Source organism: Tardiphaga sp. 215_C5_N2_1, assembly GCF_052076055.1.
GTDB classification, from domain to species: Bacteria; Pseudomonadota; Alphaproteobacteria; order Rhizobiales; family Xanthobacteraceae; genus Tardiphaga; species Tardiphaga robiniae.
Genome location: NZ_CP197240.1, coordinates 2,624,090 through 2,634,291, shown reverse-complemented (window position 1 = coordinate 2,634,291; position 10,202 = coordinate 2,624,090). Strand labels below are relative to the sequence as shown.

General features: G+C 61.9%; 10 protein-coding genes and 1 riboswitch. Of the genes, 5 read left to right on the top strand and 5 right to left on the bottom strand.

Features of this window, described 5'->3' with window-relative positions; translation table 11 throughout:
* Position 1: 1 nt before the first annotated feature.
* Positions 2-988: a threonine-phosphate decarboxylase CobD gene (gene cobD, locus AB7828_RS12620; RefSeq protein ID WP_441230304.1), complete on the top strand. Its 987-nt coding sequence runs from the start codon at positions 2-4 to the stop codon at positions 986-988.
* A gap of 12 nt (positions 989-1,000) precedes the next feature.
* Here cobD and AB7828_RS12615 read toward each other — a convergent pair whose 3' ends face one another.
* From AB7828_RS12615 to AB7828_RS12595, 5 genes are all read right to left on the bottom strand, one after another.
* On the bottom strand, positions 1,001-1,783 hold the full coding sequence (locus AB7828_RS12615) for an ABC transporter ATP-binding protein (protein ID WP_120291512.1): 783 nt from the start codon (positions 1,781-1,783) through the stop codon (positions 1,001-1,003).
* Positions 1,780-2,805 (bottom strand): FecCD family ABC transporter permease, encoded by a 1,026-nt coding sequence (locus AB7828_RS12610; protein WP_441230303.1) that lies wholly within the window; start codon positions 2,803-2,805, stop codon positions 1,780-1,782. The genes AB7828_RS12615 and AB7828_RS12610 overlap by 4 nt, the downstream gene beginning before the upstream one ends.
* On the bottom strand, positions 2,799-4,775 hold the full coding sequence (locus AB7828_RS12605; RefSeq protein WP_093756693.1) for a TonB-dependent receptor plug domain-containing protein: 1,977 nt from the start codon (positions 4,773-4,775) through the stop codon (positions 2,799-2,801). The genes AB7828_RS12610 and AB7828_RS12605 overlap by 7 nt, the downstream gene beginning before the upstream one ends.
* A 32-nt stretch (positions 4,776-4,807) precedes the next feature.
* Positions 4,808-5,012, bottom strand: a riboswitch (cobalamin riboswitch).
* 46 nt (positions 5,013-5,058) lie between these two features.
* A complete protein-coding gene (locus tag AB7828_RS12600) occupies positions 5,059-5,847 on the bottom strand; it encodes an alpha/beta fold hydrolase (RefSeq protein WP_441230302.1) in 789 nt (262 codons plus the stop codon).
* A 3-nt stretch (positions 5,848-5,850) separates the two neighbouring features.
* Positions 5,851-7,146, bottom strand: coding sequence for an O-acetylhomoserine aminocarboxypropyltransferase (locus AB7828_RS12595; protein ID WP_441230301.1), 1,296 nt, complete (start codon positions 7,144-7,146; stop codon positions 5,851-5,853).
* A gap of 137 nt (positions 7,147-7,283) precedes the next feature.
* Here AB7828_RS12595 and AB7828_RS12590 point away from each other — a divergent pair, with 137 nt between their 5' ends.
* From AB7828_RS12590 to puuE, 4 genes are all read left to right on the top strand, one after another.
* Positions 7,284-7,526, top strand: coding sequence for a hypothetical protein (locus AB7828_RS12590; protein ID WP_441230300.1), 243 nt, complete (start codon positions 7,284-7,286; stop codon positions 7,524-7,526).
* A gap of 120 nt (positions 7,527-7,646) precedes the next feature.
* Positions 7,647-7,916, top strand: a complete 270-nt coding sequence (locus AB7828_RS12585; protein ID WP_141137111.1) for a hypothetical protein — start codon at positions 7,647-7,649, stop codon at positions 7,914-7,916.
* 924 nt (positions 7,917-8,840) lie between these two features.
* Entirely contained in the window at positions 8,841-9,254 is a 414-nt protein-coding gene (locus tag AB7828_RS12580; protein WP_068735441.1) for a DUF3830 family protein, read from the top strand.
* The gene (puuE, locus tag AB7828_RS12575; RefSeq protein WP_093756689.1) at positions 9,254-10,189 is read left to right on the top strand and encodes an allantoinase PuuE; all 936 of its coding nucleotides are present in this window, start codon (positions 9,254-9,256) and stop codon (positions 10,187-10,189) included. Before AB7828_RS12580 ends, puuE begins: the two co-directional genes overlap by 1 nt.
* The last annotated feature ends 13 nt before the right edge of the window (positions 10,190-10,202 follow it).

The following is a 10,202-nucleotide window of genomic DNA, read 5'->3' as shown; positions in this document are numbered from 1 at the left end:
CATGAAACATGGTGGCGATCTCACGCAGGCGATGGCTGAATTCGGCGGCGTGCCGGACCAATGGCTCGATCTCTCGACCGGGATCAATCCATGGCCGTGGCCCATGCCTGCCAACCTGCCGCGCCATCTTTGGGAGCGCTTGCCGACGCGCGCCGACGAACAGTCGCTGCTGTCCGCCGCGCGCAGCGCTTACCACGTGCCCGATAACATCGATATCGTTGCCGCTGCCGGTACGCAGGCGCTGATCCAGTGGCTGCCGCATCTCGCCGTGCCTGGAGCTGTTGCCATCGTCGGGCCGACCTATAATGAACATGTCGCGGCTTGGCGTGCCGGCGGACATGATGTTGGCGTGATCGGCAGCCTCAGCGCATTGCCTGATCATGCCAAGCATGTGGTGATCGTCAATCCCAACAATCCCGACGGGCGTGTCGCTACGCGCGATGAACTCGCCGATGTTGCGGCGATCCTGCAGCGACGTGGCGGCTGGCTCGTGATTGACGAGGCCTTCGCCGATGTCGATCCCGCGATCAGCGTGGCTGGCCTGTGTGCGACACTGCCGGTAGCGATCCTGCGCTCGTTCGGGAAATTCTATGGCCTTGCAGGTCTGCGTCTCGGCTTCGCGCTCGCGGCGCCGCTGATCGCGCAGCGTATCGCGACCGCCATCGGCCCATGGGCCTGTTCCGGTCCGGCGCAGGTCATCGGCGCGGCCGCTTTGCGCGACGAGCGTTGGGCCACGCAGACTCGCGTCGCGCTTGTCGCGCAGAGCATCAAGCTGGACAATGTGTTGACCGATGCCGGTTTCGAGATCGTCGGCGGCACGCCGCTGTACAGGCTGGCGCGACATGTCGACGCCCTGAAATGGCATGCCGCATTGGCCCGGCAGCAGATCTGGTGCCGCCACTTCGACTGGAGCCATGAGCTGCTGCGCTTCGGCCTGCCGCCCGATACGGCTGCTCTGAGCCGGCTTGCTGCTGCGCTGGCGAAATAGCCGCCACATCGCTCAGACTCCCGCCCAGGGCAGGATAATCGTTTCGTTCCGGTGTTCGGCGCGATAGGTGCTGATACGAAAGACATCGGCGACGATGTCGTCAGATAGCGCTTGCTGCGGTGCGCCTTGGGCTGCGAGGCGTCCGTCGGACATCACCAGCACCGTATCGGCGAAACGTGCCGCGAGGCCGAGATCGTGCGTCACCACGATCACCAGCACGCCGCTGTCAGCGACATCGCGCAAATTCTTCATGACGTCGATCTGGTAGCGTGGATCGAGCGACGCGGTCGGCTCATCGGCCAGCACGATCGGTGCCTCGACGGCGAGAACGCGGGCCAATGCGACGCGGCTGCGCTCGCCACCCGAAAGCTCAGTCACGCGGCGATCGGCAAAGGCGACGACGTCCGTTGCCAGCATTGCGCGCTCGACCGCAGCCTTGTCCGACGATGTCAGCCGCGCCGGATCGGTCGCGCCATGCGGATAGCGGCCGAGGGCGACAACGTCCTTCACGTCGAGCGGCCAGTGCACAACATGACCTTGCGGCAGATAGCCGAAGCGTTTTGCGCGCTCGCGCAGCGTCAGGGATGCCAGCGCATCGCCGGCGACGTGGATCGTGCCCGTTGAGGACTGCAAGCCTGCCAGCGCACGCAGCAGCGTCGTCTTGCCGGCGCCGTTCGGGCCGACCAGAGCGACCAGATGCCTGCGTTGCAGCGAAAGCGAGACTTCGTGCAGCACCTCGCGCCCGGAGAGCGTGACGCTCAGATTGCTCGCGGTCAGTAGCGCCTGATCGCTCATGCGACGCCTCCGCCCAGAGCGCGACGCTCGCGCATGATGAGATAGAGGAAGAACGGCACGCCGATGATCGAAGTCAACACGCCGACCTTGATGTCGGTGGTCGACGGGATGACGCGCACGGCGATATCGGCAGCCAGCAACAGCGCCGAGCCGGTCAATGCGCTCGGGATCAGCAGGCGCGCGGGATCATGGCCGATGATCGGGCGCATCAGATGCGGTGCGATGAGGCCGATGAAGCCGATAGTGCCGGTGACTGCGACGGCGCCGCCAACGCCGAGTGCGACGCCAAGAATCACCAGCAGGCGCAGGCGGCTCACATTGACGCCGAGGCTCTGTGCGGTCTCTTCGCCGAGGCTCAATGCACGAAAGGCCGAGCGCTGGCTCATCAAAATGATTGCGCCGGCGACAATGAACGGCAGCGCCAGCGTGACGTGACGGAAGCTGCGGTCTTCCAGCGAGCCGAGCAGCCAGAACGCGATCTCAAGTGCGGCAAAGGGATTGGGAGACAGGTTCATCACCAGCGCCGTCGCGGCACCTGCTAGGCTGGAGATTGCGAGACCCGCGAGGATCAGCAGCAGCAGACCCGCATTGCGGCCGGCGATGCCGAGCAGCACGAACACCGACAGGAACGCCATCGTGATGCCGGCAACAGGCAGCGCCCATGAGCGGACATCGGCCAAACCGAGCGAGATCATCAGCACCGCGCCGAAGGCCGCGGATTGCGGCGCGCCGAACAGGGACGGCGAGGCGAGGGGATTGCGCAGAAGGCCCTGCAGCGCGGCACCGGACAGGCCGAGAATCGCGCCGATCGCCAGTGCGAGGATCGCGCGCGGCAAGCGGATTTCGCGCACGATGATCTGCTGCACGTCGCTGCCGCCGCCGAACAGTGCATCGAGCACCGTCAGCGGCGAGAGTTTGACAGGTCCCGTGCCGAGCGAGCCCAGTGCCAGCAGCGTGACGAGACCGATGAGCGCGATGGTCGCGATCGTTCGGCGTTGTGCTGCTGGCGCTGCGGTTACCATGTGGCGTTGAAGCCTGCGTAAGCCGCAGGTCCCGTGGTGCCGAAGTTCAGCACTTCCTGATAGTGCTCATTCAAGATGTTCTCACCGCGGGCGAAGACCTTCCAGTTCGCATCGATCTTGTACTCGGTATAGAGATCGACACGGGTATAGGCATCGACCTGACCGACTTGATTGGCGCTGCTGAAGCGCTTCGACACGGTCGTGACGCGCGGCTCGATCATCCACTTGTCGGTGGGCGTGATCGTGAGTGCGAAGCGGGCGAAGTTCTTGGGACGACGTGCCAGCACTGTATCATTGCCGAGATCTTGCGCGTGCAGATAGGTGTAGGCCGCGTTGAACTTCATCAGGCCGGGAATTACGTCCACATTGGCGCCAACTTCGAGACCGCTGGTTTCGGCGCGTGCGACGTTGTTATAGCAACCCGTCTTCTGGTCAGCGGCGCATGCACTAGGTGTAAACGATACAAAGTTGATCAGATTGCTGTAGTCGGTTGCGAAGCCTGTGACCGATACTACCACGCGACCGTTGAACAGGCTCTGATCGATACCAGCATCGTAGCCAAAGTTCGTTTCGGGGGAAAGCGACGGGGTGCCGTTGGCCTGTGAATAGAGCTGGAACAGCGTTGGTGCCTTGGCGCCTGTTCCGGCGCTGGCGTGAAATTTGGTCCCGGTCTCCGTGATGTTATAGGCGGCAGTCGCGCGCCACGTCTCGAAGCGAGCGACATCGACGACGTCATCTACACGGCCGCCGAGGGTGATGTTAAGCCGCTCTCCTATCGGGACTGACCACAACGCGAACACCGAATTTGTGTCCTGCCGTTTCGACAATGTGGAGGTCATTGCAGTCGGTGTCGGAAGGATGCCCGTGGTGAAAGTCTGTGCCGTTTCGCTCTGGGTCTTGGCACCGTAGATCAGCGAGCCGAAAGCGCCAAGTTTCAGCGTCGCTTGGTATTCTGCGCCGAGACTGTTGCCCCAGTAATCCAAGATCCTCGCGGTCGCGCCCGGCGGCGGCCGCATACTGAGTGGATAGCTGAGTTCGTTGAACGAGCGCTCGGTATGGGTATTCGAGACAGTTATGTTGTGCGTCAACACCCCACCGAACGAGTCGATCCCAACGCGGCCGTAGACGGTTTGCAGCAGGCGGTCAGTGGACGATCCTGTATCTGGATATGTACCGCTGGCCGCATCGTAGGCTGCGCGCGTGAACGAATGAACGATGCCGGATTCCAGCCGGATGCCTTCGCCTGCATCGTAGCCGATGCGCGCCGAGCCGCCGACGCGATCGAAGCTGTCGTTTTCGAGATTCGGAAAACGTGCTTCGAGGGCAGGGATACGATAACCGTAACGCGAGAAACCGTTCGAATGCTGACCGCCACCTGTGAAAGCGTAGGACCACGGACCGTTGGTGCCGGTCAGCGATCCCTGCGTCATGACAGTGCCATAGCTGCCGGCTTCGGTGCGCACGTTAACTTGCGCAGGGCCCGAGCCCTTCTTGGTAATGATATTGATCACGCCGCCCATGGCGTCTGAGCCATAGAGCGCGCTCTGCGGGCCCTTCAGGACTTCGATGCGCTCCATCGCCGAAGGCGTGAACATGGCGAATTCGAAGTCGCCCGATGCCGCCGTGGGATCGTTGACGCGGATGCCGTCGATCATCACCAACGTCTGGCCGGTATTGCCGCCGCGCAAGCGCACATTCGCGGTGCCGCCCGGACCGCCGTTTTCACTGATATCGAGACCAGGCACGGTGCGCAGCGCATCGACCAGCGAGCCGGGATTGCTGGTCGCAATGGTTTCGCCCGACACGACGCTGATCGAACTGCCAGTGCGATTGAGCTGTTCGGGTGCTCTGTCAGCCGTCACCACGATTTCGGAGAGTTGCTCGGCACTGGACTGCGCATGGGCAGCACTGTGAGAGCAGGACAGAACAACAACGGCCGCAGTGCCTGCGGCCAAATTCCGGATAGTCATATAACCCCTTCCGTCGACCCACCGTCGAACGAGTGTGAAACTCGTTACCGGCCGGTCTCCTGGCTCGCGGTGGTCTCCCGGTCCGCCTTCCCGAATCTGCGATGCAAATTCAGTGGCTTTGTGGACCTGGAATGGCCGCTTACAGTTGCGGGGGCAGCCGCGGCATAGGGGGACATTTCCCCGCACCGCATTCCCGTTTCACCTCCTTGCGGAGGCACCGATAACACCGGACAGGAAGCACAGCGCGCCGCGCGGTGCAACAGTCATCGAAGACTTCTAGACTCTATTGCTCGTGCTGTAGCGCGGCGAGCACGTCGTCGGGACGTTCGACCATCATCATGTGGCCCGTACCCGGCAGAATCACCGTGCGGGCGTTTTTCAATGCGGCGGCCAGGGTCTTGCCGGCCTTGGCAGGAGTCATCATGTCCCGTTCGCCGAGGATGAGCGTGACCGGGATTTCAAGCTGGCCCGCAGCGGTCAGCGCATTCTGGTATGTATTGCAGGCGTTGAGATCGGCGAACAACACGCCCGGCTTTGTGGCTTCGAGCACGCGCTGTGCACCGCTATGCATCCACAACCCCGGCGCGAGGCTGCCGCCGAGTTCGGCGCGAAAGCCGAGCCCCCAGATCGACACCATGTCGATGGCGGAATGCTGATTGGCTTCGGCGTCCTTGAGCAGATCCGGGCCGACGGTCATCGTTCCTGCCGTGCCCATCAGATCGAGGCGCGTGATTTTGCCCGGATGCCGCGCGGCGGTCTCCAATGCGATTAGCGAGCCCATGGAATGGCCGATCAGTCGCGCAGTCTTTGCGCCTGCAGCCTCGATCAATGCTGCGGTCCAGTCTGCGAGATCGGCGATGGTCGTGAGCGCTTCACCCTTTGAGCGACCATGGCCGGGCAGATCCGGCGCCAGCACGGCGAAGCCATGATGCGCGAACCAGCGCGTATGCAGCGCCCAGGTCGAGTGATCGAAGCCGGCGCCGTGGATCATCACGACCACCGGCAGGGAAGGATCGAACGTGCGGCCGCCATTCGCGATATAGGTCTTGTGACCGTTGACGGTGAGTTGCATCGCTCAGCCCTTCTGCGAGATGCGCAGCGCCTGCGCGAGGTCATCGATGATGTCATCGGCGGCTTCGATGCCGATGGAGAGACGGATCAGCTCCTCGCCGATACCGGCGGCCTTGAGTTGCTCGGCGTCCATCTGCTGATGCGTGGTGCTTCCGGGATGAATGACCAGTGTCTTGGCGTCGCCGACATTGGCGAGATGGCTGGTGAGTTTCAGCGCTTCGATGAATTTGCGGCCGGCATTGCGGCCGCCCTTGATACCAAACGAGACGATGGAGCCGGCGCCGCGCGGCAGCAGGCGTTTCGCGAGTTCGTAATCCGGATGGTTCTCCAGCGACGGATGCAGCACCCAGTCGACCGCCTTGTTGGCCGTGAGCGCCGCCAGCACCGCATGTGTATTGGCCATATGGCGCTCCATGCGAATGCCCAGTGTCTCGACGCCTTGCAGAAGCTGGAACGCATTGGTCGGCGAGAGACAGGCGCCGAAATCGCGCAATCCTTCCGTGCGGGCGCGCATGATGAAGGCTGCAGTGCCGAATTGCTCGTCGAAGACAATGCCGTGATAACCGGCATAGGGTTCGGTCAATTGCGGGAATTTGCCGGAAGCGTGCCAGTCGAAGCGGCCGCCATCGACGATCACGCCGCCGATGGCGATGCCATGGCCGCCGATCCATTTGGTGGCCGAGTTCATCACGATGTCGGCGCCGAGCTCGATCGGCCGCGACAGGAACGGCGTCGCGAAAGTATTGTCGATCAGCAGCGGAATCTTTGCGGCATGCGCGATCTCGGCAACGGCGGGAATGTCGAGCACTTCGAGGCCGGGATTGCCGATGGTTTCGCCGATCACCAGTTTCGTGGTCGGCTTGATCGCCGCCTTGAAGGCGTCGAGATCGCGCGGCTTGACGAAACTCGTGGTGATGCCGAAGCGCGGCAGCGTATGCGCCAGCAAGTTGATGGTGCCGCCATAGAGCGAGGACGACGCCACGATGTGATCGCCGGCATTGAGCAATGTGGCGATGGCCAGATGCAGCGCCGCCATGCCGGATGCGGTGCACACCGCGCCGACGCCGTTCTCAAGTGCGGCGAGTCGCTCTTCCAGCACCGCCGTCGTCGGATTTGAAATGCGCGTATAGATGTGGCCGGCGCGTTCGAGATTGAACAGTGCAGCGGCGTGATCCGAATCCTGAAACACATAGGACGTGGTCTGGTAGATCGGCACGGCGCGCGCGCCGGTGATTGCGTCCGGATGCTGGCCGGCATGCAGACTCAGCGTTTCGAAAGCAGGCGGTTTGGGTGCTGGCATGGTCGTTTTATCCCTGGACGCAATTTGCGCCATCTATGGCACGAATCGGATGCGAGTGTGAGTCGGCGATATTTCAACTGATGGAACGAAATGCGGAGCGGCGACTTATAGGAGGTCGATCACGCGGGAGAGTTATCATGAAGAAATTGCTGCTGTGCACTGCGGTTGCGGGTCTCGCGTTTTCATCGGTTGCGGCCGAGGCGAAAGGCTGTATCAAAGGCGCGATCATTGGCGGAATCGCCGGCCACTATGCAGGACATGGCAAGGTCGGCGTTGTTGCGGGGTGCGTGATCGGACGCCACGAGGCCAACAAGGCCGATGCGGAACGGGCGCAGAAGGCGCAGCATCCACAGCCGTCGAACGAGAATGGTCGCATCTAGATCGGCGTTGTTCTCAACGCTGGACGATGTTGCTAAAATTTGATGGACTAGACCGGTTCAGTAGAGCCTCACCCTCATCAGGTTGGGGTTCTTTTCGTCTCTGTACGATACCGGACGAGATTGGGCGTAGACGTGGTGCTGCATCGGGATGTGTTTTGGCTCGGCAAACAATGGGCCGTTACCGGCTATGGAATTCAGGCTGTCAGCCAGAAGCACAATATGAAGTTCGATATCGAGGTGTCGCAGATCTGGAACGAGGATCTGGATGCGTTGATGCGCGATGAGCCGTGGTTCGATGCGCAGGATTTTGCACAGGCCGTCGATCGCGCGAGGCAGCGTGCGATGGAATCACCGCTGACGTTCAAGCCACCGCTGAGTGATGAACGATAGCGGCAGCGCATCATTGCAGGATTTAAATTTCAAACAGCCACTGTCCTGAAAACATGCGTTCGCATTCTCGCGGCGCTTGCGCGTCCGAGCTATGAGCATTCCCACCTCGCCCCCTTCAAGAGGGCGTGCGGAACGCCGGGTGCCCGATGCACCCTTGGGCCTGATGCCGATGCGGTCTTCCGCAAGGGGTAATGCATCAGGACTTTCGGAAGCACGAGCGATTGCCCAGCGTTCCGCCTGCGGTGTTTTTTCGGTTGCTTGCACTTTGCCTCAACGAACGCTCCGATCGCGAATTAAAGTCCCAAGGCGATGGGAAGGGAGCCTCAAGCGAATAGGCCGGACACGTTTTGACTTGGTCGTCCGTCACACTGTCCAGGGGGCTGTCCATCCGAAGGTCGGCCGTCTCCTTGCCAGTGGCAGTGCTGGCGCAGATTCGTCCTGCCCGAAGACAGACGTCACCCATGAACCGCGTAACGCCGCATCTCCGGCGTCCACCGCATCCAGCCCCGCGAACGTGACGATCGCGCTCGCCCCTCTCATCGGGGCCGGACAAAGGGGAATATAGTCCATGTAGGGATGTTGTCAATGGAAGATAGGAAAATATGTTTGACGTCTTCCTGCCCCCACACTCGTCATTCCCCGGCAAACCAATTGGTTTGCCTGAGGGCGTGGCCGGCGTAAGCCGGACGCGACCCCGGAATCCCAGCATGTTCAGCAAAACACCTCAAGATTCCGGGTTCGCACTACGCGGCTGTGCCGCTTCGTGCGCCCCGGAATGACGAGCAAGGAGGCCCCGGAATGACAGTGTTGGAGAGGGAACGCAGTCTACAGGCAACGCCGCCGAAAACTGCGGCTTGCTTCTTTCGCCCTCTGCTGCAATCTGGACGGATCACTGTCAGTCACTCCAATTACGAGATTCCACGGATGAGCCAGCTCAAAGTCCATGTCGGCGACTTCACCTTCGACGCGAAATTCGAGGAGAAGGACGCCCCCAAGACCGTCGCCGCCTTCAAGAAGGCGATGCCGTTTGTCAGCCAGGCGATCCATGTGCGCTGGAGCGGCGAGGGCGTCTGGATGCCGCTTGGCGATCTCGATTTCGGCGTGCCCTATGAAAACCACACCAGCTTTCCGGCGCCGGGCCACATCATCCTGTATCCGGGCGGCATCAGCGAGACCGAGATCCTGCTGGCCTATAGCGGCGTGCATTTCGCCAGCAAGATGGGCCAGCTCGCCGGCAACCATTTCATTACGCTGACCTCGAACCTCGAAAATCTGAAAGAGATGGGCAAGACCGTGCTCTGGAAGGGTGCGCAACCCGTCCGTTTCGAGATGGTCTGATGGCCGGGAGCGACTATCCCCGCGATCTGCGCGGCTACGGCCGCAATCCGCCCGATCCGAAATGGCCGGATGGCGCGCGCGTGGCGGTACAGTTCGTCGTCAATTTCGAAGAAGGCGGCGAGAACAACATCCTGCATGGCGACCGCGCCTCGGAAGCGTTTCTCTCGGATGTGCTGGGCGCACAGCCCTGGCCGGGCCAGCGCCACGCCAATATCGAATCCATGTTCGAATATGGCTCGCGCGCCGGCTTCTGGCGGCTGTGGCGGATGTTCACCGAACGCAATATGCCGACCACGGTGTTCGGCGTCGCCACCGCCCTACAGCGCAATCCCGAAATCGTCGCCGCCATGCAGGAGGCGAAGTGGGACATCGCCAGCCACAGTCTGAAGTGGATCGAGCACAAGGATATGTCGGAGCCGGAGGAGCGTTTCGAGATTGCCGAGGCGATCCGCGTGCATACCGAGGCGACCGGCGCGCGCCCGACCGGCTGGTACACCGGCCGCAGTTCGATCAACACCATTCGCCTGCTGATGGAAGCCGGCGGCTTCAAGTATCTGTGCGATTCCTATGCCGACGATCTGCCGTACTGGATCAAGGGGCCCAGCGAACCGCAGCTCATCATTCCCTATACGCTCGATGCCAATGACATGCGCTTCGTCAACCCGCAGGGCTTTGGTGGCGGTGACGAGTTCTTCACCTACCTGAAGGATTCGTTCGATGTGCTGTATGCCGAAGGCGCGACGTCGCCGAAGATGATGACCGTGGGCCTACATTGCCGCGTCGTCGGGCGGCCCGGACGTGCGGCGTCGCTGATGCGGTTCCTCGATTACATCGCGAGCCACGAGCGCGTTTGGGTGCCGACGCGTCTTGATATCGCCGAGCACTGGCACGCCAATCTGAAACATCTCGCCGCCGACGCCCGTGCCATCGGATAGACCAGGATTGGGA

Bases quoted from the DNA above. Each gene is read 5' to 3' on its own strand.
- AB7828_RS12590 (WP_441230300.1), top strand. From the start codon at position 7,284: ATGAAGAAATTGCTGCTGTGCACTGCGGTTGCGGGTCTCGCGTTTTCA.
- AB7828_RS12600 (WP_441230302.1), bottom strand. From the start codon at position 5,847: ATGCAACTCACCGTCAACGGTCACAAGACCTATATCGCGAATGGCGGC.
- puuE (WP_093756689.1), top strand. From the start codon at position 9,254: ATGGCCGGGAGCGACTATCCCCGCGATCTGCGCGGCTACGGCCGCAAT.
- AB7828_RS12615 (WP_120291512.1), bottom strand. From the start codon at position 1,783: ATGAGCGATCAGGCGCTACTGACCGCGAGCAATCTGAGCGTCACGCTC.
- AB7828_RS12595 (WP_441230301.1), bottom strand. From the start codon at position 7,146: ATGCCAGCACCCAAACCGCCTGCTTTCGAAACGCTGAGTCTGCATGCC.
- AB7828_RS12610 (WP_441230303.1), bottom strand. From the start codon at position 2,805: ATGGTAACCGCAGCGCCAGCAGCACAACGCCGAACGATCGCGACCATC.
- AB7828_RS12605 (WP_093756693.1), bottom strand. From the start codon at position 4,775: ATGACTATCCGGAATTTGGCCGCAGGCACTGCGGCCGTTGTTGTTCTG.
- AB7828_RS12580 (WP_068735441.1), top strand. From the start codon at position 8,841: ATGAGCCAGCTCAAAGTCCATGTCGGCGACTTCACCTTCGACGCGAAA.
- cobD (WP_441230304.1), top strand. From the start codon at position 2: ATGAAACATGGTGGCGATCTCACGCAGGCGATGGCTGAATTCGGCGGC.